The organism is Rhodococcus sp. WB1, from assembly GCF_001700945.1.
In the GTDB taxonomy this organism is placed as follows: domain Bacteria; phylum Actinomycetota; class Actinomycetes; order Mycobacteriales; family Mycobacteriaceae; genus Rhodococcus; species Rhodococcus aetherivorans.
In genome coordinates this window covers 4,024,443-4,046,827 of record NZ_CP015529.1, presented here as the reverse complement: position 1 = coordinate 4,046,827, position 22,385 = coordinate 4,024,443, and the positions used below count along the sequence as shown (strand labels likewise).

The 22,385-nt window shown below is 71.6% G+C and carries 22 protein-coding genes; 11 read left to right on the top strand and 11 right to left on the bottom strand.

Features of this window, described 5'->3' with window-relative positions; all coding sequences use genetic code 11:
- Nucleotides 1–19 precede the first annotated feature (19 nt).
- Nucleotides 20–466: a CBS domain-containing protein gene (locus tag A4U64_RS17915; RefSeq protein WP_006933276.1), complete on the bottom strand. Its 447-nt coding sequence runs from the start codon at nucleotides 464–466 to the stop codon at nucleotides 20–22.
- Nucleotides 467–613: 147 nt separating this feature from the next.
- On the opposite strand from A4U64_RS17915, the gene A4U64_RS17910 reads away from it, so the two are divergent.
- From A4U64_RS17910 to A4U64_RS17900, 3 genes are all read left to right on the top strand, one after another.
- Nucleotides 614–1,564: a universal stress protein gene (locus A4U64_RS17910; RefSeq protein ID WP_084648662.1), complete on the top strand. Its 951-nt coding sequence runs from the start codon at nucleotides 614–616 to the stop codon at nucleotides 1,562–1,564.
- A gap of 92 nt (nucleotides 1,565–1,656) precedes the next feature.
- Nucleotides 1,657–2,697: an LLM class F420-dependent oxidoreductase gene (locus tag A4U64_RS17905; protein ID WP_029541944.1), complete on the top strand. Its 1,041-nt coding sequence runs from the start codon at nucleotides 1,657–1,659 to the stop codon at nucleotides 2,695–2,697.
- 55 nt (nucleotides 2,698–2,752) lie between these two features.
- Nucleotides 2,753–3,655 (top strand): universal stress protein, encoded by a 903-nt coding sequence (locus A4U64_RS17900; RefSeq protein WP_006933272.1) that lies wholly within the window; start codon nucleotides 2,753–2,755, stop codon nucleotides 3,653–3,655.
- 180 nt (nucleotides 3,656–3,835) lie between these two features.
- Here A4U64_RS17900 and A4U64_RS17895 read toward each other — a convergent pair whose 3' ends face one another.
- From A4U64_RS17895 to A4U64_RS17885, 3 genes are all read right to left on the bottom strand, one after another.
- Nucleotides 3,836–4,111, bottom strand: coding sequence for a hypothetical protein (locus tag A4U64_RS17895; RefSeq protein ID WP_006933270.1), 276 nt, complete (start codon nucleotides 4,109–4,111; stop codon nucleotides 3,836–3,838).
- Nucleotides 4,108–5,061, bottom strand: coding sequence for an acyl-ACP desaturase (locus tag A4U64_RS17890; RefSeq protein ID WP_065922917.1), 954 nt, complete (start codon nucleotides 5,059–5,061; stop codon nucleotides 4,108–4,110). Before A4U64_RS17890 ends, A4U64_RS17895 begins: the two co-directional genes overlap by 4 nt.
- A gap of 70 nt (nucleotides 5,062–5,131) precedes the next feature.
- Complete coding sequence (locus A4U64_RS17885) at nucleotides 5,132–6,052, bottom strand: nitroreductase family protein (RefSeq protein WP_029541945.1); 921 nt, start codon at nucleotides 6,050–6,052, stop codon at nucleotides 5,132–5,134.
- Nucleotides 6,053–6,245: 193 nt separating this feature from the next.
- On the opposite strand from A4U64_RS17885, the gene A4U64_RS17880 reads away from it, so the two are divergent.
- Nucleotides 6,246–6,884 carry a response regulator gene (locus A4U64_RS17880; protein ID WP_029541947.1) on the top strand — a complete coding sequence of 213 codons (639 nt, stop codon included), beginning with the start codon at nucleotides 6,246–6,248 and terminating at the stop codon, nucleotides 6,882–6,884.
- 13 nt (nucleotides 6,885–6,897) lie between these two features.
- On the opposite strand, the gene A4U64_RS17875 is transcribed toward A4U64_RS17880, so the two are convergent.
- Nucleotides 6,898–8,580 (bottom strand): sensor histidine kinase, encoded by a 1,683-nt coding sequence (locus A4U64_RS17875; RefSeq protein ID WP_065922916.1) that lies wholly within the window; start codon nucleotides 8,578–8,580, stop codon nucleotides 6,898–6,900.
- A 151-nt stretch (nucleotides 8,581–8,731) separates the two neighbouring features.
- Here A4U64_RS17875 and A4U64_RS17870 point away from each other — a divergent pair, with 151 nt between their 5' ends.
- Together A4U64_RS17870 and A4U64_RS17865 are read left to right on the top strand one after the other, a co-directional pair.
- Nucleotides 8,732–10,078 (top strand): nicotinate phosphoribosyltransferase, encoded by a 1,347-nt coding sequence (locus A4U64_RS17870; protein WP_065922915.1) that lies wholly within the window; start codon nucleotides 8,732–8,734, stop codon nucleotides 10,076–10,078.
- A gap of 181 nt (nucleotides 10,079–10,259) precedes the next feature.
- Nucleotides 10,260–11,006, top strand: a complete 747-nt coding sequence (locus tag A4U64_RS17865; RefSeq protein ID WP_065922914.1) for a 2OG-Fe dioxygenase family protein — start codon at nucleotides 10,260–10,262, stop codon at nucleotides 11,004–11,006.
- Here A4U64_RS17865 and A4U64_RS17860 read toward each other — a convergent pair.
- The 4 genes from A4U64_RS17860 to A4U64_RS17845 form a co-directional block, all read right to left on the bottom strand.
- Nucleotides 10,987–12,519, bottom strand: a complete 1,533-nt coding sequence (locus A4U64_RS17860; protein WP_065923522.1) for an MFS transporter — start codon at nucleotides 12,517–12,519, stop codon at nucleotides 10,987–10,989. The two genes, A4U64_RS17865 and A4U64_RS17860, sit on opposite strands and share 20 nt — an antisense overlap.
- A gap of 269 nt (nucleotides 12,520–12,788) precedes the next feature.
- Nucleotides 12,789–13,442, bottom strand: a complete 654-nt coding sequence (locus A4U64_RS17855) for an alpha/beta hydrolase family protein (RefSeq protein WP_231771911.1) — start codon at nucleotides 13,440–13,442, stop codon at nucleotides 12,789–12,791.
- Nucleotides 13,439–14,494, bottom strand: a complete 1,056-nt coding sequence (locus A4U64_RS17850) for a tellurite resistance/C4-dicarboxylate transporter family protein (RefSeq protein WP_065922912.1) — start codon at nucleotides 14,492–14,494, stop codon at nucleotides 13,439–13,441. The genes A4U64_RS17855 and A4U64_RS17850 overlap by 4 nt, the downstream gene beginning before the upstream one ends.
- A 59-nt stretch (nucleotides 14,495–14,553) precedes the next feature.
- A complete protein-coding gene (locus A4U64_RS17845) occupies nucleotides 14,554–15,420 on the bottom strand; it encodes an Fpg/Nei family DNA glycosylase (protein WP_065922911.1) in 867 nt (288 codons plus the stop codon).
- A gap of 85 nt (nucleotides 15,421–15,505) precedes the next feature.
- On the opposite strand from A4U64_RS17845, the gene A4U64_RS17840 reads away from it, so the two are divergent.
- Genes A4U64_RS17840 through A4U64_RS17830 form a run of 3 tightly spaced genes read left to right on the top strand, consistent with a single transcriptional unit; the run spans nucleotide 15,506 to nucleotide 17,180 of the window.
- Nucleotides 15,506–16,300: a thymidylate synthase gene (locus tag A4U64_RS17840; protein ID WP_006933254.1), complete on the top strand. Its 795-nt coding sequence runs from the start codon at nucleotides 15,506–15,508 to the stop codon at nucleotides 16,298–16,300.
- Nucleotides 16,297–16,794 (top strand): dihydrofolate reductase, encoded by a 498-nt coding sequence (locus tag A4U64_RS17835; protein WP_050034744.1) that lies wholly within the window; start codon nucleotides 16,297–16,299, stop codon nucleotides 16,792–16,794. Before A4U64_RS17840 ends, A4U64_RS17835 begins: the two co-directional genes overlap by 4 nt.
- 59 nt (nucleotides 16,795–16,853) lie before the next feature.
- On the top strand, nucleotides 16,854–17,180 hold the full coding sequence (locus A4U64_RS17830; protein ID WP_006933250.1) for a cupin domain-containing protein: 327 nt from the start codon (nucleotides 16,854–16,856) through the stop codon (nucleotides 17,178–17,180).
- Here the strand turns inward: A4U64_RS17830 and A4U64_RS17825 are convergent.
- Nucleotides 17,173–18,711, bottom strand: coding sequence for a carboxylesterase/lipase family protein (locus tag A4U64_RS17825; RefSeq protein WP_065922910.1), 1,539 nt, complete (start codon nucleotides 18,709–18,711; stop codon nucleotides 17,173–17,175). The two genes, A4U64_RS17830 and A4U64_RS17825, sit on opposite strands and share 8 nt — an antisense overlap.
- A 39-nt stretch (nucleotides 18,712–18,750) precedes the next feature.
- The gene (locus tag A4U64_RS17820; RefSeq protein WP_050034745.1) at nucleotides 18,751–19,992 is read right to left on the bottom strand and encodes a hypothetical protein; all 1,242 of its coding nucleotides are present in this window, start codon (nucleotides 19,990–19,992) and stop codon (nucleotides 18,751–18,753) included.
- Between the two features lie 58 nt (nucleotides 19,993–20,050).
- On the opposite strand from A4U64_RS17820, the gene A4U64_RS17815 reads away from it, so the two are divergent.
- On the top strand, nucleotides 20,051–20,656 hold the full coding sequence (locus A4U64_RS17815; protein ID WP_029541968.1) for a TetR/AcrR family transcriptional regulator: 606 nt from the start codon (nucleotides 20,051–20,053) through the stop codon (nucleotides 20,654–20,656).
- 20 nt (nucleotides 20,657–20,676) lie between these two features.
- Complete coding sequence (locus A4U64_RS17810) at nucleotides 20,677–22,299, top strand: acyl-CoA dehydrogenase family protein (protein WP_044475732.1); 1,623 nt, start codon at nucleotides 20,677–20,679, stop codon at nucleotides 22,297–22,299.
- Nucleotides 22,300–22,385: the final 86 nt, after the last annotated feature.

Here is a 22,385-nt window from a genome sequence, read left to right as displayed (position 1 = left end):
CGTAGATCGCTTCGGTGCGTCAGCGTTCGAGCACGGGAAGGATATTGCGCCAGCTGACGATTCCGATCGGCCTGCCGTCGCGCACCACCGGCACGGACCGCAGCCGCATCTGCAGCATCGCCCGCGCGATGTCGAACAGCTCGGCGTCCGCATCGAGGGCCACCGGCGGCAACGCCACCGCCCGCACCGTCAGCGGCCGGCGGATCGCGGTGACGAGCGGCAGGTCGGCGTACATCGACAGGCGCGCCAGATGCGCCCCCGCCAGCGCCTCCTCGGTGATCAGGCCGCAGAGCCGGCCGTGCTCGTCGACCACCGGGAGGGTGGTGAAGCCGTTGCGGGCCAGCACCTCCCCGGCCCGCTCCAGGGTGGCGTCGACCGTCACGGCCAGCACCGGCGTGCTCATCACGTCCGCCGCGCGGACCTTGTGGGCCGCGGGCCCCGCCATGCGGATCGGTCCACCGGACATGATGCGCCTCCTCTGCCTACGATTGTGGCCGCATCCCCGCTACCGGGCCAGTGGCTCCGGACTTCCCGGAGAGGGACCAAAGACCATTCCTGCCCCCAGGGGAGCGGATTAACCTCGACCCCGAGGACGATCCCTGCGACGAGAGCGGTGACCGACGTGAAGTTCCCAGGCAGCAAGGCGCACCACGAGCCCACGCACGACGAGGCGGTGCGCTCGAACACCGTGGTGGTCGGGATCGACGGATCCCCGGCCTCCGACGACGCCGTCCGGTGGGCCGCCGCGACGGCCGCCGACCGCGGGCTGCCGCTGCACATCGTGCACGCTCTCGACTTCGCCCCCAGCGGCTACAGCGGGGCGCCGTTCATCCAGACCGCACAGGTCTTCGAATGGGTCGAGGACGAGGGCAAGACGCTGCTGCAGCGCGCCGAGGAGGTCGCCCGCACCGTCGCGCCGGCACTCGAGATCACCACCCGGCTCGCCGCCACCGGCAGCGCCCGCTGGCTCATCGACCTGTCCGCCCGCGCGCGGATGCTCGTGCTCGGCTCCTCCGGCACCGGCCGGGTGGGCGAGGCACTGCTCGGCTCCACCCCGGTGTCCGTCGCCAGCCACGGTCGCTGCCCGGTCGTCGTCGTCCGCGGCAAGGCTCCGGAGTCCCTGCCCGACACCCGGCCCGTCGTCGTCGGGGTCGACGGCAGCCCCCTCAGCGAGAAGGCCGTCCGCGCGGCGTTCGAGGAGGCCGGCCTGCGCGGCGTCGACCTCGTCGCGGTGCACGTGTGGAGCGACATGCGGCGGGGCACCTTCGACGAGGCCGTGGAGGTTTCGATCGACCCGAACGCGTTCGCGGAATCCGAGCAGGCCCTGCTCGCCGAGCGCCTCGCCGGGTTCCACGACCGCTACCCCGACGTGAACGTGCGTCGCGAGGTGTACGTCGACGGGCCGCGCGCCCACCTGCTGGCCTGGTCGGAGAAGGCGCAGCTGCTGGTGCTCGGCAGCCGCGGCCGCGGCGGCTTCACCGGCATGCTGCTCGGCTCCACCAGCAACTCGCTGATCCGCGACGCGCAGTGCCCCGTCATGGTGGTGCGCCCCGACGAGTCCTGAAGGTCGCGCCACACCCCGGCGGTAGGGTACCTGGCACACGGGTACGAGCGTGCCCGGCAGGACCACGCACCAACGAATCACGGGGTATGCGGATGCGCATCGGGATGGGATTGAACTACAGCGGCGGATTCGCCGAGACGGCGGCGGAGGTGGCCGATCTCGAACGGGCCGGCCTCGACATCGTCTTCGTACCGGAGGCGTACTCGTTCGACGCGGTCAGCCAGCTCGGCTACCTCGCGGCCAAGACCGAACGACTCGAGCTGGCCTCGGGCATCTTCCAGATCTACACCCGCACGCCGAGCCTGACGGCGATGACCGCCGCAGGTCTCGACTACGTCTCCGACGGCCGCTTCGTCCTGGGCATCGGTGCGTCCGGCCCGCAGGTCATCGAGGGATTCCACGGCGTCAAATACGACGCGCCGCTCGGCCGGACCCGTGAACTCGTCGACATCTGCCGCCAGGTGTGGCGCCGGGAGAAGGTCGAGTACCAGGGCAAGTACTACCAGATCCCGCTGCCGCCGGAGAAGGGCACCGGACTCGGCAAGCCGCTCAAGCTGATCAATCACCCGGTGCGCGAACGCATCCCCGTCCTGATCGCCGCGATCGGCCCCAAGAACGTCGAGATGACCGCCGAGATCGCCGAGGGCTGGGAACCGATCTTCTTCTATCCCGAGAAGGCCGCCGACGTGTGGGGCGAGTCCCTCGCGCGCGGCAAGGCCAAGCGCGATCCCGCGCTCGGGGACCTGCAGGTCTACGTCGGCGCGGCGCTCGCGATCGGCGACGACGTCGACTTCCTGCTCGACTTCGTACGCCCGCACCTCGCGCTGTACATCGGCGGCATGGGGGCGAAGGGCAAGAACTTCTACAACGACCTCGCCGTCCGCTACGGGTACGCGAAGGAGGCGGAGACCATCCAGGACCTGTACCTCGCAGGCCGGAAGGAGGAGGCCGCCGCCGCGGTGCCCGACGACCTGGTGCGGGCGGTCTCGCTCATCGGGCCCGAGAGTTACGTCCGGGAACGCGTCGCCGCGTTCGCCGAAGCCGGCGTCACCACCCTCAACGTCAACCCGATCGCGGAGAACACCGCCGGCCGGGTCCGACTGATCGAACAGCTGCGGGAGATCTGCAACTGACACCCGCGCCGATGTGAGAACCCGGGCCCACCGGCCCGCCGACAGAGGGGAATTCATGACCGAAACCCAACCGATCGTCGTCGCGGTCGACGGATCCGACGCGGCGGCGACCGCGGTGATCTGGGCGGCCCGCGCTGCCGCGGCCCGCGCGCTGCCGCTGCACATCGTCACCGTCGTGCACATCCCCGCGTTCTACTACTCCGAGCCCTACCTCGCGGAGAGCTTCCACGAGGAGATGAAGGAGACGGCGCGGGCGCGGCTCGACAGTGCCAAGGTGCTCGCCAAGCGCATCGCCGACGAGCAGGGCCCGGTCGAGATCACCACGGAGCAGATCGAGGGCAAGGTCGTCCCCACCCTCGTCGACCTCTCGAACCGGGCCGACACCATCGTGCTCGGCTCGCGCGGGCTCGGGGAGGTGAAGGGGCTGCTCGTCGGCTCCGTCACCCTCGGTCTCGCCTCGCACGCCCACTGCCCGGTCGCGATCGTGCGCGGCCGCACCCTCGACGGGGCACCGCCCTCCGACGGCCCGGTCGTGGTCGGCGTCGACGGTTCCGAGGCCTCTGTGCGCGCCGTCGAGGTGGCGTTCGCCGAGGCGGCCGCCCGCAAGGCGACGCTCGTCGCGGTGAACGTGTGGAGCGACGTGAGCGTGCAGCCGTCCCTGGGCGCGGTGCCCGAGGATCCGCAGTGGAGCAGGATCCAGACGGGGGAGGAGGTCGTGCTCGCCGAGAACCTCGCCGGGTTCCAGGAGCGTTACCCGGACGTCGTCGTCGAGCGCGTCGTCGCGCGGGACCGGCCGGTGCGGGTGCTGAGCGAGTACGCCGAACGCGCCCAGCTGATCGTCGTGGGCTCCCGCGGCCGCGGCGGCTTCAAGGGCCTGCTGCTCGGATCGACCAGCAACGCGCTGATGCAGACGGCCGACTGCCCCGTGCTGATCGTCCGGCCGGACGGCGAGAAGTAGCCGTCCCGTCGCGGCCTGCGCCGCATGTGGTGGCGCGGCAGGGTGCTTCCCGCGCGCGTCCCTACGCGCGCGGGAAGCGCCGCAGCGCGCGACCGCCGGGAACGTACCCGGACGCTCGATGCCCGGCACCCTGAGCGGGTGCCGGGCATCGTCGCCGGGTGGTTCCGGGTCGCCGCGTGGTCAGCCGAAGTCGTCGAGGCCGCGCCGGCGCAGCTCGCTCCACACGTCGGCGGGATGCACCCCGCGACGGACGGCGTCGTTCTCGATCAGCACGCCGAGCATCTGCGAACTGAGGAAGGCGACGTCCTCCGGGCGGTGCGTGCCGCTCTTGACGGTGAGCCATCCGGACACGTCGCCGCGTTTCGCGGCGCGGGCCATGTCGAGCACCGAGCCGAACAGCTCTGCCGACCCGGTGTCGCGGTCCTCCCGGGATCCGGGCTCGCGCACGCTGGTCATGCGCTCGCCCCTGCGTGTTCGTCGCGCCGGGACTGACGGGCCAGCGCCCGGTCCCGGGCCTCCTCGAACCGCTCGGCCTTCGTCTGCAGGTCGGTGAGGAAGGCGTCGAGGTCCTCGCGCAGCTGTTCGCCGCGGCTGCCGAAGTCGGTGCGGTCGAACACGCGCCACTTGCGGAGCACCGGCAGCACCACGTCGTCGAGATGCTGCCGCAGGTCGTAGATGCCGCCCTTGGCGATCAGCACGGCGTTGCGCCGGAAGTTCGCCATCGACGCGCCCGGCATCCGAAAGCGGGTCAGCACGCTCATGATCGCGGCGAGCGCCTGGTCGGGGGCGATGTCGAGGGCGCCCTCGACGATGTTGCGATAGAACATCATGTGCAGGTTCTCGTCCGCGGCGACGCGGGCGAGCATGCGGTCCGCGATCGGATCCCCGCAGGCCTTACCGGTGTTGCGGTGCGAGACCCGGGTCGCCAGTTCCTGGAAGGTCACGTACGACACGGACTCGAGCATCGACGTCGAGCCCGGGTCGAATCCGGTGGTCATGTGCGCCATGCGTGCGTTCTCGAGCGCGACGGGGTCCACACCGCGGGTGACCACCAGGTAGTCCCGCATGACGACGGAGTGCTTGTTCTCCTCGGCCGTCCAGCGGCCCACCCACGTGCCCCAGGCGCCGTCGAGGCTGAAGTGTTCGGCGATCTCGCGGTGGTAGGAGGGCAGGTTGTCCTCGGTGAGCAGATTGGTGATCATCGCTGCCTGCGCGGTTTCGGACAGCGCGGACTGGTCGGGGTCCCAGTCGATGCCGCCGAGGGCGGCGAAGTTGCGGCCCGCGTCCCACGGAACGTAGTCGTGCGGATGCCAGTCCTTCGCCATCGCCAGGTGGCGGTGGACGTTGTCCTCGGCGATCGGCTCGAGCTCTCGGAGCAGTTCGAGATCCGTGAGTTCCCTGGTCACAGTGATGTATTCCCTCTCTGGTGGGACCCCGGGCGCCCCCCTGCGGCGCCCGGCGGTCGGTTCGGTCGGGTCAGAACCCGATGCGCATGATCAGTTGCGGCAGGCCGTCGATGTCCATCCGCTCGGCGAGCCGGTCAGCCGAATCCTCCACGCGCAGTGGATAGGTGAGTACGGACGCCGACAACCGGGCGTCGACCGCCGCCAGCCACGCCCGCTCGGACGCGATGCCCACCCGGACCAGGTCGATCGGATCGCCGGAGTGCACCGAGAACACCAGCACGGTCTCCCGGTCGATGGCCGCCGCGAGTTCGGCGGTGTCCGGCACACCGGTGGTGATCAGCGCGCGCCCGGCGGGTCCGCCGGCGTCGAGATCGGCGCCCCAGTCGGTCACCACCTCGGCGTTGCCCTCGGGGTGCCAGTGCGACGTCCACCGGAACATCTCGCGCTGGTAGTACGGATTGCGGCGCATCGCGTCGGCCGAGTAGGTGAGCATGTCGGCGAGCGCCGGGGCCTCGTCCGACGCCAGCAGGCGAACCTCGACCCCGGGGAGGTCGGCGGCGGCCATCACGTCGGCGATGGTGGTCGCCGGCACCGGGATCCGGGCGAACGACTCGCGGTGGCTGCGCCGGTGCGAGATGGCGGCGAAGAACCCCAGGTCGGTGCTCGAAGGAGTGGCCGGCGCCGCTGCCTCGATCCGTGCGATCAGCTCGGGCCGCTCCGGCTCGGGCAGCAGCAGGGTCCGGGTGCTCCAGCCGAGCACCCGGATGCCGAGTTCGAGGTTGGCGACGGCGGCTCCGCACGAGATCAGCCGATCCGGGCGCAGGGGGTCCTGGCCGGGGGCGGCGAACTCGACCCGCTCCTCGAGTTCGGCCGTGCGGGCCGGGAGGCGCAGGTTCCACGGCTGAGTGTCGTGGATCGAGGGGGCCTCGATCACGGCACGCGCGATCACCTCGGTGTCGCTCGTGGACCAGGTGTCGGGCACCGTGGACATCGCAGCCTCCTCGTCCTGGTCGGTCACCTCGCACGGCTCATCGAGGATGACTGTCCGAGCATCGCCCGCGGGCTGCACCGGGCGCATGTGCCGAAGGTCCCGAAACTGCCGTCGAACGGCCCGGGGTCGGCGGCGCGCGAGCGAGCTGAGACGATGGTCACCGCAATGCCGGTGTCAGGAAAGGTGAGGGACGATGCCTCGGGTATTTCTCGTCGACGACCATGAGATCGTGCGGCGCGGGTTGGTCGACCTGCTCGACAGCGTGCCCGACTTCACGGTTGTCGGGGAGGCCGCGTCGGTCGGTGAGGCGCTGGCCCGCATCCCGGGCAGCGGAGCCGAAGTGGCGGTGCTCGACGTGCGCCTGCCCGACGGCAACGGCGTCGAACTGTGCCGCGAGCTGCGGGCCCGCATGCCGGAGCTGCGGGCGCTCATGCTCACCTCCTATGCCGACGACGAGGCCCTGTTCGACGCGATCATGGCGGGCGCGTCCGGATTCGTCCTCAAGCAGATCCTCGGCACCGACCTGGTCTCGGCGATCCGGACCGTCGCGGCCGGCGGCTCGCTGCTCGACAGCCGGGCGACGGCCGCGCTCATGGAACGCATCCGCGCGTCCCGCACGGCGGACCCGCTCGCCGAGCTGTCGGAGCAGGAGCGGGCCGTGTTCGAGCTGATCGGGGAGGGCCTGACCAACCGCGAGATCGCCGAGCGGCTGTTCCTGGCGGAGAAGACGATCAAGAACTACGTCTCGCGGCTGCTGGCCAAGCTCGGGATGCAGCGCCGCACGCAGGCCGCGGTGCTCGCCACCGAGCTGCGCAAGCAGCGCGAGGTCTGACGGGGACCCCGGGTCACAGGGGGACCTGCCACAGCACGCGCGTCCCGCCCCTCTCGCCGGGTCCGGTGCTGCAGCGTCCGCCGCACTGCTGGGCGCGCCGCTCGAGGTTCGCGAGGCCGCTGCGGCGCGGGGTGTCCGGCAGTCCGATGCCGTCGTCGACGATCTCGATCGTGAACTCGTCGCCCGCGGTGACGGATACGGAGATCTTCTCCGACTGCGAGTGGCGCAGCGCGTTGCTCAGTCCCTCCCGCAGCACCGCCTCGGCATGCGGATGGATGCGTGCGGGTACGAGAGTGTCGATGGCGCCGGCGAATTGGACGTTCGGCGCCACGGGGGACTGAGTGGTCAGGTCGCCGACCACATCCAGCAGCCGCCGCCGCAGGCTGGTCGACGCCGCGGCGCCGGTGGTGTGCAGATCGAAGATGGTGGTGCGGATCTCGCGGACCGTACGGTCGAGCTGCTCGACGGCGTGCTGGACGATGTCCGCGACCCGGTCCGGATCGGTGCCGGGCACCAGGGTGCTCTGCAGGCTCATCCCGGTGGCGAAGAGGCGCTGGATCACGTTGTCGTGCAGATCCTGTGCGATCCGGTCCCGGTCGGCGAGCACGTCGAGCAGCCGCTTCTTGCGTTGTTGCGCCGCGAATTCGAGTGCCACCGTGACCAGGTCGGCCATGGACTTAAGGCGCGTCACCTCCGCGTCGTCCCACGCATCGGAACGGGCCGACCGGGTGGCGATCAGTACGCCGGTGACCCCCGACGTGGCGGACAGCGGCAGGATCGCGGCGCGGCCCGCGCCGGCTGCCGGAAGCCCCTCGAGGTTGTCGGTGATCAGTGTGCGCCTGGTGCGGATCGCCTGCAGCACAGGAGAATCGGTGAGGTCGAGACGCGAGCCCGTCGCCGGCGGGCCGGGCGCGGCGGCGGCCCGGACGGTCCCCTCGGTGCCGTCGACCAGCAGGACGTAGGTGCCCACGGTGTGGGCGAGGTCCCGGACCCGGTCGACCAGGAGCGCCAGGGTCTCGTCGACGGAACCGCCCACCAGCAACCGTGAGTTGATCGCGGCCACCGCCTCGAGCCAGCGTTCGCGGGTGAGGGACCCCTCGAACAGGCGGGCGTTGTCGATCGCGACGCCCGCGGAGGTGGCGAGGACCTTCAGGATCACCTCGTCCTCTTCGGTGAAGGCGGGACCGTCGATCTTCTCGGTGAGATAGATGCTCCCGAAAACCCTGCCGCGCACCATGATCGGCGTGCCGAGGAAGCTCTTCATCGGTGGGTGGCCGGGTGGGAAGCCGATCGAGGCGGGATGCTCCGACAGGTCCGCGATCCGCACCGGCCGCGGGTCGTTGATGAGCAGGCCGAGCAGGCCCCGGCCCTCGGGCAGGTGCCCCATGCGGCTGCGCTCGGCCGGGTCGATGCCGACGTACACGAACTCCGACAGCCCGCCGTCGGGCGCCCGCACGCCGAGCGCACCGTAGCGGGCGCCGAGCAGCGCGACGGCCGCGGAGACGATGCGCTGCAGCATGGAGTCGAGTTCGAGGCCCGACCCGACGACGAGCACCGCCTCGAGCAGGCTCTGCATGCTCGCCGGGGTGGTAACGGTGTCGGTGAGCCGTTCACGGATCTCGGCGAGCAGTCCGTCGATGTCGGCGGTGTCGTCGATCGTGCCGTTGTCACCGGGAGCGCTCACACCCGTCAGCATAGGTGCACTCCTCGCGCGGCCCTGCGTGCCGGTCCGTGCACCGCGGCAAAAGGGGGCAACACGGCCGCAGCCCGTCGCCGGCGTGTGAGAATCCGCATATGGAGAACGGGCCCGGACGGGCCGGGTTCGACGGAGACGGGTGACGGCTGCCATGGGAGTTCCGCCGCGCGGTGCCGCGCTGTTCACCGACCTGTACGAGGTCACGATGGCGCAGGCCTATCTGGCTCTGGGAATGTCGGACACGGCCGTGTTCGAGACGTTCTTCCGCAAGCTTCCGCCGGGGCGGTCCTATGTGCTGGCCGCCGGCCTGCCCGACGTGCTCGATTTCCTCGAGGCGTTCCGGTTCGAGGAGGACGACCTGCAGTACCTGCGCGGCCTCGGCCTGTTCTCCGACGAGTTCCTCGAGCGGCTCGCCGGGGTGCGTTTCACCGGCGACGTGTGGGCCGTGCCGGAGGGCACCGTCGTCTTTCCGAACGAGCCGATCGTCCAGGTCGTCGCGCCGATCCTGGAGGCGCAGCTCGTCGAGACCTTCGTTCTGAACCGGATCCACCTGCAGTGTGTCCTCGCGAGCAAGGCCGCGCGGGTGGTCGAGGCCGCCCGCGGGCGGCTGGTGGTGGATTTCGGGGCGCGCCGGGCCCACGGCACCGACGCCGCCCTCGAGGTCGCCCGGACCAGCTACCTCGCGGGTGCGGCGGGAACCTCCAACCTGCGCGCGGCCAAGGAATACGGAATACCCGCGTTCGGCACGATGGCCCACAGCTTCGTCCAGGCGTTCGACGACGAGTTCGACGCCTTCGAGGCGTTCGCCCGGCTCAACCCCGGCACGACGTTGCTCGTCGACACCTACGACACACTCCGCGGCGTCGACCTGGTCGTCGAACTGGCGGAGCGACTGGGCGACCGGTTCGACGTGCGGGCGGTCCGGCTGGATTCCGGGGATCTCGGGGCGCTGTCGAAGGCGGCGCGCGCCCGGCTCGACGCGGCGGGTCTGCACGACGTCCGGATCTTCGCCTCGTCGGGCCTCGACGAGTACAGCGTGGCGGCACTGCTGGCCGACGGCTGTCCCATCGACGGCTTCGGGGTGGGCACCCAGCTCTCCGTCGCCCAGGACGCGCCCACGCTCGACATGGCGTACAAGCTCGTCGAGTACGCCGGCGTCGGGCGGACGAAGCTGTCGAGCGGCAAGGTCCTCCCTCCCGGGCGCAAGCAGGTGTACCGCCGGGTCGACGACGGCGTCTTCGCAGGCGACATCATCGGCCGGCCCGACGAGAACCTCCCGGGTGAGCCGCTGCTGGTGCCCGTGATGCGGGGCGGGCGGCGGCTGTCGCAGTACGACGCCGGACTCGACGCGGCGCGACGGCGTGCACGGCAGCAGATCGACGCTCTTCCGCAGGCGCTTCGTTCCCTCGACGAGGCGGGAGCGCCGTATCCGGTGGCCGTGAGCGCACGGGTGCAGGACGATCTCGACCGGTTACGCCGGGCGCGGCAGACTCCCTGACCGGGGCCTGCCGCGTCGGGCGGGCGGAGGCCGCTTCGGGGCAACTCGCCGTGCCGACGGTGGCGTTCGCGCTCTTCGACCCAATGGATTTCGTTCGGCGCCTTTTCGGTGGGCAGCTGCGTTCATCCGTCTGCACCGGCGATGGTTGCGCGTCGGGACCGTCCTTGCTACCTCTGAGCAGATGAGGGAAGAAGCCGCGGGAGGTACGGAGGCCGGCACGGATCCGGTCGAAGCCGCCCGGCGAGCACTCGCCTCCGTGGGCACGTTCTTGATGTCGGCGGCAGACCTGTGGCGATCCATCGGTGCCGACGCCGATGCATGGGTTCGGTTCTCCGCGCATTGGGAGGAGCTTGCGCCCGACCCGTACGCGGCAGAACAGGGCGTTCACCGGCTGCGGCGCTACGGCCGGTTCCGGTACCGGGCGGCCGACGGCGCGCTGGCGCCGACGGCGCACCGTGAATTCGTACAGCCTGACGACTCCAACGCTCTCTACCTCGCACGAGACCGCCATTTCGAACCGCTGACAGCCGCGTTCCTCGAAGATCCGCTGTTCGAGCGCACGGTGAAGCTGGTGGGCCGGATCGCGCCGGTCCTCGACGAAGCTCCCGAATGGACGGTCTGGGTGCATCCGTTCCGCGTGGTCGCAACGGCGGATGACGAGGGCCGGCCCACGCCCGAGGGCGTGCACCGCGACGGTGTCACGCTGGTCAGTTCCCTGTTGATCGGCGTCGACAATGCCGTCGGCGGCGAAAGTTCGGTGTTCGGCCCAGAGGGCGATCGCCTTCTGACGACGACCCTGCGCGAACCCGGCACCTTCCTCCTGGGCGACGACCGTTGCACCCGGCACGGTGTTTCGCCGATCCGAGCGATCGACCGCGGCAAGCCGGCACGTAGGGACGTGCTGGTGGTCACCTGCGTACCGTCCTGATCGGCCTCTTGCGGCGGGACATGAGCACAAAGGCCGCCACCGCCACCGCGATCGGCAGGGCGCTGACAGTCAGCATGGTGAGTCGCACCGCGTCGGCCAAGTCCGCTCCGAGATCGAGACCGCCCACCTGCCGAAGCAGGTTCGGGTCGTACCCGGCGCCCCCGGGGCTCTGCGCCACCGCGCTACGCGCGGCATCCACGGCCTGCTCGCCCTGGGTCGCCGTCAGCCCGCGTGCCTCGGTGTCGGCCAGCCATTCTCGCTGGAAGAAGACGTTGAGAAGCAGCAGGTACACGGTGGGCCCGAACGCATAGCCGGTCATCCCGAAGGCCAACTGCACGGAAGCCACCGTTCCGGACTGCCCGCTCGGCGCCTGGGAGAGCACCGTCTCGGATACCGATGTGGAGGTCACCATCGAGCCCAGGTTGTACAGCCATACGGCCGCCACGAGCAACCACAGCGCCATTGCCGGGTTGACCGTGCCCGCCATCAGCAGTCCGCCGGCTGCCATGAGCAGGAGGCCGACGACCATCACCGGTCTCGGCGAGAACTTCCCCACCAGGCTCCCGGACAAGACCACGAAACCGGCGATCAGCAGTGTGCCGGGGAGGAACAACAGGCCGATGGTCTCCGGTGACAGCGCGAGCACCACACTGCCGAACTGCCCCAGGACGATGCCGAGCCCTGCCATGAGAAAATTCAGCGTAAAGGCCGCCGCCAGAGCCACGCTGAAGGGCCGGTTTCCGAACAGAGCCAGGTCCAGTGCCGGTTGGGGAGTGCGGTGTTCGTGGCGAACGAAAAGCACGGCGGCGACCACGCTCACGGCCAGCGGCAGCCATGTCTCGGGCCGGAAGACGCCGTTCTGCGCGGCTGCCAGTCCGATGACGAGTGCCAGGAGGGCCATACCGACCAGGATGACGCCGGCCACGTCCAGCCGAGCGCGATGCTGAACGGGCGTCTCCGGGACGTACCTCGCCGTCAGCAGAAGCGAGATCATGGCAAGCAGCGGTGCGACCAGGAACACAACTCGCCAGCCGACGGCCGCCACCGCCCAGCCCGTCAACGCCGGGAGTACCCCGCAGAGAACCATCTCGATGGCCACGAAAACGCCGATGGCCGTCGGCCGCTGCTTGTCCGTCACGGACGTCTTGAGCAGGGCCAGCGGCACTCCGAGCAGCGCCGTCATTCCCAATCCGTCCAAGACGCGCATCGCAAGCAGAAAAGCGTAGTTGGGCGAGAGCATGGAGAGCAGATTGGCGACCGTGACGACGACCAGTCCCGACCTCAGCAAGCGTCGAAGCCCGAACGCGTCGCCAAGGTTGCCCGCGGCGAGGACGGCTGCGGCCATCACCAGCGTCGCCATACCGCCCAGCAATCCGACGACCTGCGGTGGCACGTCGAGGGCCCGGCTCACCTGCGGCAGATTCAGGCTCAGCACCAGCGGGTCGACGACCGTGATCGTGAAGGCGAGGGACAGGGCCAGGATGATCGGCAGGGTCCTCGCGTTGGTCCGCAACCGAGACGTAGGCACCGCCCACCTCCCCTGCTCCCACGTCCGACTTGATCGACTCTAGCCCCGGCTTCCGCGTCCCGTCGGAGGTTGGAGGGGCGAACTGGCGGCCTGACACCGGCCACAACGGCGGGTCGGCTCGTGGAGGATGCGACAGACCGCCCCGGCCGCCGCCGTCGAGGATCTACACGAGGCCAGGCCCGGCCCGAGGGCAGCGGTCACCGCCCTCCGGCCGGGCCCACGCCACCGACGCGTGACACCCGCGGCCCCGGGTGTCACGGCCGGGACGCCGTGTCCGAGAGCAGTCCGGACACGGCGTGCACGATCGGCAGTGCCGGATCGGTCTTCGCCTTGCCGAGGTCGTGCGCCGCGCCGGTCACCGGGACCAGCACGACGGGCGCCGGAATCAAGGTCAGCGCGGCGCGCAGTTCGTCCAGGGTGCCGAACGGGTCCCGGTCGCCGTGCGCGAAGACCGTCGGCACCGTCAGGGACGGCAGGTGCTCGGTGCGGGCCTTCCCGGGCTTGCCCGGCGGGTGCAGCGGGTAGGACAGCGGGACGAGCGCGTCCGCGACGTCGGGGCGCTCGGCCGCGAGCATCGATGTCTGCCGGCCGCCGTAGGAGACCCCGCCTAGTACCAGCGGGCCGCTCGCGCGGGCCCGCATCGATTCGGCCGCCGCCGCGATCCCGGCCCGGTCCTCCGCCGCCCGCGACGGCTGCGGCGGCCCCTTCGGCCGCCGGCGCCGGAACGGCAGGTCGAACCGCAACGCGAGGAACCCGGCGTCGGCGAACGCGCTGCACACCTGCCGCAGGATCGGCGCGTCGCAGTTGCCGCCGGCCCCGTGGGTCAGCGCCACCGCGCCGCACGGGACACCGGCCGGGTGGTGCAGCACGCCGTGCACGGAATCGTCGTCGAGGTCCTCGGTCGTCACCGGCCCACGGTAGCCGGACGCGGACGCAGCACCGTGCGCCACAGGTGCACGAGCATCGCCGCGAACACCGCCGCCCACACCGTCACGGCCGCCCACAGTTCCGTCCTGCCGACCACCCCGACCCACGGCAACTCGTCGGCCTCGGCGAGGTAGACCCCGGCGACGCCGTACATCCCGAGCGGGAAGACCACCGACCACAGGCCCGGCTCGTAGCGCAGCCGGATGCGGTGGGTGCGGTGCCGCCACCACCCGGCGGCGACGAGGGCGGGCAGCAGCCACGTCGCGAACGCCCAGAACACCACCACCAGCCCGGCGACGAGTCCACGGGTGGCGTCGACCATCGGGGCCGACTCCATCGCCACGATGCGTGAGCCGGCCACCACGGTGATCGCCGCGGCGCCCATCGACACCCAGTACGACGGCGTGAGGTCCACCGGCCGGAGCGGATACTGCATCATCCGGGCCGCGACGAACACGCCCGCCGCGGCGTAGAGGAACAGGCCGACCGACCACGCGAACACGGCCACCAGCGACAGCGGACGCCGCAGGTCGTCGTAGATCGGCTCGAGGGTGGCTGCGGCGAGCGCGACCGACTGGGCCGCGACCACCCACACGAACCAGCTGCCGTTGGCCTTGGCGATCACCGGGCGTCTGCGGGTGCCGAGCACCGCCGTCCAGGGAATCACGTAGCCGAGCACGAGCCACGTCGCGCCCGCGCCGACGAGCAGGACCGCCGCCGTCGAATGCCACCCGTCCATGGTCAGGCGGATCCCCAGCACGTTGCTACCCGCGACGAACGTGAAGAACCCGAACGCGCGGCTCGCGTCGGTGAGGTCGGCGCGGACCTCGCCGCGGAACCGCACGAGCCGCCACCCGGTCAACACCAGCAGGACGGCGTAGGCGGCGACGGACACCAGCAGTAACGCGGCCGACACCGTGACCAGGCCCTGCAGGTGCATGCCGATCGACACGATGCCGGTCGCCATCACGAGCGCGAAGTAGCCGGGGTCGAGCGTGCGGGCACCCCCGCGGAGACCGTCGAGAACCGTCACAGCCGCACGCTACCGCCGTGGTGTCCTTCCGGATCTGCGCGGGTCCCGAACGACACCACTCACTTGACCAGCCGCGACAGCCGCCGGTCCGCGAGGATCTTCCCGCCGGTCTGGCACGCGGGGCAGTACTGGAAGGAACGTTCGGCGTAGGCGACCTCGCGGACGGTGTCGCCGCACTCCGGGCACGGCAGGCCCGTGCGGGCGTGTACCCGCATCCCGGACCGCTTCTCACCCTTGAGCCGCGCGGCATCCTGGCCCACGGAACGGCTCACGGCGTCGAGGAGCACCGTGCGCAGCGCGTCGTACAGCGCCTGCCGCTGCTCGTCGGTGAGCCGGCCCGCCGGCGCGAACGGCGACAGCCGGGCGACGTGCAGGATCTCGTCGGAGTAGGCGTTGCCGATCCCGGCGAGCACCTGCTGGTCGGTGAGGGCGGTCTTCAGGCGTGCGGTGCTGCCCGCCAGCCGCGCGGCCAGCTCGTCGGCGGTGACGGCCAGGGCGTCGGGACCGAGCCGGGCGATGCCGGGCACCTGCTGCGGACGGTCGGCGATCCACACGGCGAGGCGCTTGCGGGTGCCGGCCTCGGTGAGGTCGAAGGCGGGGGTGGCGGCGTCGGGGGTGAACAGGTGTACCCGCAGCGCGAGCGGCCCCCGGCACAGCTTCGGCGGTGCCGGCGACGGGTTGTCCTGCCAGCGCAGCCACCCCGCCCGCGACAGGTGCGTGACGAGCCACAGACCGGCGCAGTCGACGGCCAGGAACTTTCCGAAGCGGGACACGCCGGTGACGTCGCGGCCCTGCAGCACGGTGATCGGCGGGTCGGCGGTCTGCAGGACGCTGAGCGCCGCCACGTCGATCCGGCCGACGACGGCACCGACGGCGTGCTCGCGCAGGAACACCGCCAGGGCCTCCACCTCGGGCAGCTCGGGCATGGAGTCAGGCTATCGCCCGTGCGTGCTTCGGGCTGCCCCAACGACCACAACCACGCACGGGCGATAGCCTGTCGTGGTGACTGCCGTGCCGACCCCGTACGAAGACCTCCTCCGCCTGGTGCTCGACACCGGCACGCCCAAGGCCGACCGCACGGGCACCGGGACGCGCAGCCTGTTCGGGCACCAGATGCGCTTCGACCTCTCGCAGGGCTTTCCGCTGATCACCACCAAGAAGGTGCACCTGAAGTCCATCGTGTACGAGCTGCTGTGGTTCCTGCGCGGCGACTCGAACGTCAAGTGGCTGCAGGAGCACGGCGTCACGATCTGGGACGAGTGGGCCGACGCCGACGGCGAGCTCGGTCCCGTCTACGGGGTGCAGTGGCGCTCCTGGCCCGCCCCCGACGGCGGGCACATCGATCAGATCACCAAGGCGATCGACACGATCCGAACCGACCCCGACTCGCGGCGCATCGTGGTCTCCGCGTGGAACGTCGGCGAGATCGACCGGATGGCGCTCGCGCCGTGCCACGCGTTCTTCCAGTTCCACGTCGCCGACGGCAAGCTCAGCTGCCAGCTGTACCAGCGCAGCGCCGACCTGTTCCTCGGCGTGCCGTTCAACATCGCCAGCTATGCGCTGCTGACCCACATGGTGGCCCAGCAGACCGACCTCGAGCCGGGCGAGTTCGTGTGGACGGGCGGGGACTGCCACATCTACGACAACCACGTCGAGCAGGTCACCGAGCAGCTCTCCCGCGCGCCCTACCCGTATCCCACCCTGGAGCTGAACCGGCGCGGGTCGATCTTCGACTACGAGTACGAGGACGTGCAGATCACCGGGTACCGGCACCACCCGCCGATCAAGGCGCCGGTCGCGGTATGACGGAGACGGGCGACATCGTCCTGATCTGGGCGCAGGACCGCGACGGCGGCATCGGCCGTAACGGCGCGATCCCGTGGCGCATCCCCGAGGACATGGCGCACTTCCGGGCCGCGACGACGGGTAAACCGGTGATCATGGGCCGGTTGACGTGGGAGTCGCTGCCGCCGCGGTTCCGGCCGCTGCCCGGCCGGCGCAACATCGTCGTCACCCGCGACCCGGCCTGGTCGGACGCGGGCGCCGAGGTGGCCCACGGCGTGCCGGAGGCCCTGGCGCTCGCCGGCGGCGGTGACGTCTGCGTCATCGGCGGCGGCCAGATCTACGCGCAGGCCATGCCGCACGCGACGCGGCTGCTCGTCACGGAGGTGGACCTCGAGGTCGGCGCGGACGCCTTCGCCCCGCGGATCGGTCCCGGGTGGACGGCCGTGGACGTCGGCGCGCGGCAGGAATCCGGCGACGGAATCGGGTTCCGCTTCGTCCGGTACGCGCGAACCTGACCGGTGGCGCGCCCGGTGGGCCATACTGCGAGGGCGTACCCCGACCAGGAAGGGCTGCCATGGACAAGCTTTCCCTCACGGCTCTGGCGCGACAGCAACTGAAGCTGGCGGCGGCATCGAGCAGCGGCCGCAGCTCGCAGACGATCTTGGGCGGGCACGCCAAGCATCTGCGGCAGACGATGGTGGCACTGCTGGCCGGCCACGAACTCGCCGAGCACGACGGCCCCGGCGAGGGGTCGCTGCAGGTGCTCGGCGGGCGGCTGTCCCTGATCGCCGGCGACGACTCCTGGAAGGGCTCAACCGGCGACTACCTGGTGCTGCCCACCGTCCGGCACAGCGTCACCGCGCTCGAGGACGTCGTGTTCCTGCTGACCGTGGTCAAGTGACCGCTCCCGCCTGCGGCAGCGCGAGACCGCGGTAGCCGCGGTACCCGGCCCAGGCCAGCCGCCGCTCCCGCCACGGGTCGTACTCCACGCGCGTCGGGTCGTCGAAGATGACGGTGGCGCGGTCACGCTCGTCGTAGCGCGGCCACGACGGCAGCGGCTCGCCCTCCTGCGCGAAGTGCAGCCACTGACGCTGCACCGTGTCGCTCACCGTGCGCAGCGCGCGCCGGCCCCCGGCGACCGTGACCACCCGGCCGAGCGCGGTGTCGGCCTGGCCGAACACGGCGAGCAGCTCGAACGCGTGGGTGGCGTGGAAGCCGGTCCAGCGCAGCAGCGGCGGCGCGTAGTCGAACCGGTAGCTGTAGGTGGGGGCGTGGCGGGCGTGGGCCTGGGCGATCTCGATCGAGGGATGCCAGAACGTGAGATCGCCGCCGAGATCGACGGCCGCGCGGGCCTCCGGGTAGCCGGGATAGGCCGCGACGACACGCTCCTGGGCCGTGGGATCGGTGAGCCCGAACATCTGCTCGATGCGGAGCTGATTGGTGGGCAGCGCGTCGAGGACCCGCGGGAACAGCGTGCCCTCCCGCGCGTTGGTGCCGATGATCAGCGGAACCCGATGTGCGGCACCGGTTTCGTAGGCTTCGATCGGGGCGGTGGGTAGGTAGTCGCCGTCGATGACGGGACCGAACGCGTGCAGGCCGGGCGTCTGGTGCAGGATGCGCCCGCTGAGCCGCTGGGCGGCGCGGCCGAGCTCCGCCGGGGTCGCGGACTCGAGCGCCGCGACCGCGGAATCTCGTTCTGCGCCGAGCAGTTCGACGAAACGTCGCGCCCACTCGGCCGCGTGGTCGGCGTCGACGACGAGGTTCGGTGCCGAGCTCTGGGCGACGGCGCGGGCGAACAGTCCCGCGGCGGCGGGTGTGGCGAGCAGGGTGGTGACGGCGTTGCCGCCGGCGGATTCGCCGAAGATCGTGATGTTGTCGGGGTCCCCGCCGAAGGCGGCGATGTTGCGGCGCACCCATGCCAGCGCGGCGACCTGGTCGCGCAGCCCCAGGTTCGAGTCGAAAGGCCTTTCCGCCGTGGAGAACTGGGTGAAGTCGAGATAGCCGAGGCTGCCGAGCCGGTAGTTGATCGACACGTAGATGACGTCACCGCGGCGCACCAGCGATTCCCCGCCGTAGAGCGGCATCGCCGTGGTGCCCAGCGTGTAGGCGCCGCCGTGGATGAACACCAGCACCGGCCGCGGCGTCGCGGCGGGCGCCGCGGGCGCCAGCACATTGAGCGTCAGGCAGTCCTCGCTCGCGGGCTGCTGCTTCCGGAAACCGATCGTCAGGCCGCGCGGATGCTGGCTCGCCGCGGCGCCGAAGCGGGTGGCATCGCGTTCACCGGTCCACGGTTGCACCGGCTGCGGGGCGCGCAGCCGCAGCGGTCCCACCGGGGGTGCCGCGTAGGGGACGCCGCGCCAGGCGAGGAGGTCGCCGATGCGGGTGCCGCGCAGGGCGCCGTCGGGAACAGTGACAAGGGTCTCAGCCGCCATGCTCGAACTGTACGTGACGCCGAGTCATAGGTGCCGCGGTTACCAGTGCCGGCCGTGCAGCCCGTGGGCGGCGAGCTCGGCGTCGGTGTCCGCGCGCAGGGCGGCCCGGGTGGGGAAGTGCTCGTCGTCGAGCGCGACGAGGGCGAGGGTGTAGCGGTCGCCCTGCCGGCACAGGTACGCGGCGAGCCGGGTGGACGTCGAGGCCCGGGCGGTCGCGAGGCCCGGGTGGACGGCGCGGGTGGCGACGCCGGTGGTGCGGTGCGGGCCGAATCCGTCGAGCACCGGGGGCAGCGGCCCGATGTTGGAGCACAGCAGGTCCCGCTCGCCGGCCCCCGCGGCGAGGCGCGCGGCGAGCCGGTCGGGCAGCAGTTGCAGCACCTCGTCCGGCAGGCCGTGCGGCGCCCCCTCCCGGCGGCGGGTGTACGCCGCACGGGCGCGGTGGCGGATCGAGGCCGGGGTGTCGGACGCGTCGACCACCACCTCGGTCATCGTCACTCCGTTGCCGGCGCCGTCGTCGGGGAGGCCGGGGGCGGCGGTGCGGCCGTCGACGGGCACCGCGATCCGCAGCGGCCAGTCGAGCCCGGCGCGGTGGGCGATGCCCGCGGCGAGCGCGAGGAAGAGGGAGTTGGGGGTGCCGCCGGCCGCGTTCGCCGCGGTGTCCCACGCGGTCGCATCGACGTCGAGCAGTGCCGTGCGCGCCGGGGAGCGGATCGGGCGGGGCCGCGGAGGCTTCTCGGTGGCGGGGGACCAGCGGGCCCGGCGCATGCCCCGGGCGACGCGCCGGACCAGGCGCGCGGCGTCGCGCACGTCGGAGACGCGCGCCGGGTCGGACGGGCGGATCCGCTCGGCCAGCGCGTCGGCGACGGCGTCGATCAGGCCGCGCGCGTCGGCGAGCACGTGCGAGCACACCAGCGAGACGACGGTCCCGCCGCCCTCGACCCGGGTGGCGGTCAGCGCCCATCCCGGTCCGAGTTCGGGGTTGACGTCCACCTCCGCCTGCTGGTCCGCCCAGGCGAGGACGTCGGCGGCGGGGATCGGCTCGGGCGGGTAGCGCAGCGGGTAGCTGTGGTGACCCGGTTCGAGCCGGGGGCGCGCGCCGGGGACGTGCGGGCGCACGACGCGCCGGCCGAGGGGGCTGCGGCCGAGCGCGTCGTGCAGCGAGATCAGCAGGGGGGCGCCGACGGTGTCGCCGGTGCGCCACAGTCCCTGCAGGGCGACGGGCATGCCGAGGCCACGGTGTCTGTGCAGGAAGATCTCGTCCACCACGCTGAGCCGGTTCACCTCCCCGACGGTAGCCGCGATCCTTGACCCAAGCTATGAATCGAGGTTCAATTCTTTCGTGGCCTACCGCCGGACCCCCGCCGTGCAGCAACGGCTCGACGCGCAACGCGACGCGATCGCCGACGCCGCGGTGAGCCTGCTGTCCGAACGGGGCTACCAGGGCCTGTCCATCGCGGCCGTCGCCGAGCGGGCCGGCGTCGCCACCGGCAGCGTCTACCGGCACTACGTGGACAAGTCCGAGCTGATGGTGCGCATCTTCCGCAGCCTGTGCGGGCGGGAGGTCGACGCCGTGGTCGCCGCCGCCGAGACGGCACGGCCGGACGGCGCCGCCGCGCAGGTCGCCGCCGTCGTCGAGACCTTCGCCCGTCGCGCCATGCGCAACCCCACCCTGGCCTACGCCCTGCTCGCCGAACCCGTCGACGCGGCCGTCGACGCCGAGCGCCTGGTGCTGCGCCGCGCCTTCGCGGCCGCGTTCGAAGGGGCCGTCCGCCGGGGCATCGACTCGGGCGATCTCGCCCCCCGGAACGCGGCCCTCGCCGCCGCCGCCCTCGTCGGCGCCGTCGGCGAGGTCCTCACCGGTCCGCTGCAGTCCGGTGCGGCCGCCGCCGACACCGTTCCCGAACTCGTCGCATTCGCCCTACGCGCAATAGGAGCCCGACAGTGAATTCGCCCGCCCCCCACCCGGTGAACTTTCCCGCCACTCACGAGGTGTTCAACCAGGTCCCGGATCTGGTGCCCTACCAGGCGGCGGCGGACCCGGCGCTGCTCGAGGGCCTGCGCCGCGAGGGCGCGGCCTGGGCCGAGGACGAGGTCCGGGAGATCGGCGCGCTCGCCGGCGGTGTGCGCGCGCAGGACTGGGGCAGGCTCGTCAACGAGTACCCGCCCGTGCTGCGCACCCACGACCGCTACGGGCACCGCATCGACGAGGTCGAGTTCCATCCGCACTGGCACGACCTCATGACGGTGGCCGTCGAGCACGGCATGCACGCGGCGCCGTGGCGCGACCCCCGGGCCGGTGCGCACGTCGCCCGGGCCGCCAAGTTCTACGTGTGGGGCCAGGCGGAGGCGGGACACATGTGCCCGATCTCCATGACGTACGCCGTGATCCCGGCGCTGCGGCACAACCCGGAACTCGCCGCGACGTACGAGCCGCTGCTCGCCGCCCCGCACTACGACTTCGGGCTACGCGAACCGTCCACCAAGCGCGGCCTGATCGCCGGCATGTCCATGACCGAGAAGCAGGGCGGATCGGACGTGCGGGCCAACACGACGACGGCGACCCCCCAGGCGGACGGCAGCTATCGCATCGTCGGGCACAAGTGGTTCACCTCCGCCCCGATGTCGGACCTGTTCCTCACCCTGGCGCAGACCGGGAGCGGCGTCTCGTGCTTCCTGCTGCCGCGGGTGCTTCCCGACGGCAGCCGCAACCGCATCCACATCCAGCGGCTCAAGGACAAGCTCGGGAACAAGTCCAACGCCTCCTCCGAGATCGAATACGAGGGCGCAACCGGCTGGCTCGTCGGTGCGGAGGGCCGCGGCGTCAACACCATCATCGAGATGGTGAACATGACGCGCCTCGACTGCGTCATCGGCTCGGCGACCGGGATGCGCGCGGCGACATTGCGCGCGGTGCATCATGCCCGGCACCGGAAGGCGTTCGGCGCCCTGCTCGTCGACCAGCCGCTCATGCGGAACGTGCTCGCCGACCTGATCGTCGAGTCGGAGGCCGCGACGACCATGATGATGCGGCTCGCCGGCGCGACGGACCGCGCGTCGACCGATCCGCAGGAGGCGGCGCTGCGCCGCATCGCCCTCGCGGTCACCAAGTACTGGGTGTGCAAGCGCGCCCCCGCGCATGCCGCGGAGGCTCTCGAATGCCTCGGCGGCAACGGCTACGCCGAGGAATCCGGGATGCCGCGGCTGTACCGCGAGGCACCGCTCATGTCGATCTGGGAGGGCTCCGGCAACGTCGCCGCCCTCGACGCGTTGCGGGCGATGGTCAAGCAGCCCGAGACCGTGGACGCGTTCTTCGCCGAGCTGCGCCTCGCCGAGGGCGCCGACCCCCGGCTCGACGACGCCGTGGCCCGGGTCGGCAAGGAACTCGCCGACCTCGAGAACGTCGAATACCGGGCCCGCCGGATCGTGGAGCTGATGGCGCTGGTGCTGCAGGGGGCACAGCTTGTGCGCCACGGGCATCCCGCAGTCGCGGACGCCTTCTGCGCCACGCGGCTGGGCGACGACTGGGGCATCGCCCTGGGGACCATGCCGACCGGCGTGGACACCGCGGCGATTCTCGCGCGCATCTGAACAGTGGCGATTCTCGCGCGCATCCGACCGGCGACGATCCGCAGGGGCATACTGGGGTAACGACAACGATCGTCGAGCGAGGCCGG

Bases quoted from the DNA above. Each gene is read 5' to 3' on its own strand.
- A4U64_RS17915 (WP_006933276.1), bottom strand. From the start codon at position 466: ATGTCCGGTGGACCGATCCGCATGGCGGGGCCCGCGGCCCACAAGGTC.
- A4U64_RS17905 (WP_029541944.1), top strand. From the start codon at position 1,657: ATGCGCATCGGGATGGGATTGAACTACAGCGGCGGATTCGCCGAGACG.
- A4U64_RS17900 (WP_006933272.1), top strand. From the start codon at position 2,753: ATGACCGAAACCCAACCGATCGTCGTCGCGGTCGACGGATCCGACGCG.
- A4U64_RS17895 (WP_006933270.1), bottom strand. From the start codon at position 4,111: ATGACCAGCGTGCGCGAGCCCGGATCCCGGGAGGACCGCGACACCGGG.
- A4U64_RS17885 (WP_029541945.1), bottom strand. From the start codon at position 6,052: ATGTCCACGGTGCCCGACACCTGGTCCACGAGCGACACCGAGGTGATC.
- A4U64_RS17880 (WP_029541947.1), top strand. From the start codon at position 6,246: ATGCCTCGGGTATTTCTCGTCGACGACCATGAGATCGTGCGGCGCGGG.
- A4U64_RS17875 (WP_065922916.1), bottom strand. From the start codon at position 8,580: ATGCTGACGGGTGTGAGCGCTCCCGGTGACAACGGCACGATCGACGAC.
- A4U64_RS17870 (WP_065922915.1), top strand. From the start codon at position 8,732: ATGGGAGTTCCGCCGCGCGGTGCCGCGCTGTTCACCGACCTGTACGAG.
- A4U64_RS17865 (WP_065922914.1), top strand. From the start codon at position 10,260: ATGAGGGAAGAAGCCGCGGGAGGTACGGAGGCCGGCACGGATCCGGTC.
- A4U64_RS17845 (WP_065922911.1), bottom strand. From the start codon at position 15,420: ATGCCCGAGCTGCCCGAGGTGGAGGCCCTGGCGGTGTTCCTGCGCGAG.
- A4U64_RS17835 (WP_050034744.1), top strand. From the start codon at position 16,297: ATGACGGAGACGGGCGACATCGTCCTGATCTGGGCGCAGGACCGCGAC.
- A4U64_RS17830 (WP_006933250.1), top strand. From the start codon at position 16,854: ATGGACAAGCTTTCCCTCACGGCTCTGGCGCGACAGCAACTGAAGCTG.
- A4U64_RS17825 (WP_065922910.1), bottom strand. From the start codon at position 18,711: ATGGCGGCTGAGACCCTTGTCACTGTTCCCGACGGCGCCCTGCGCGGC.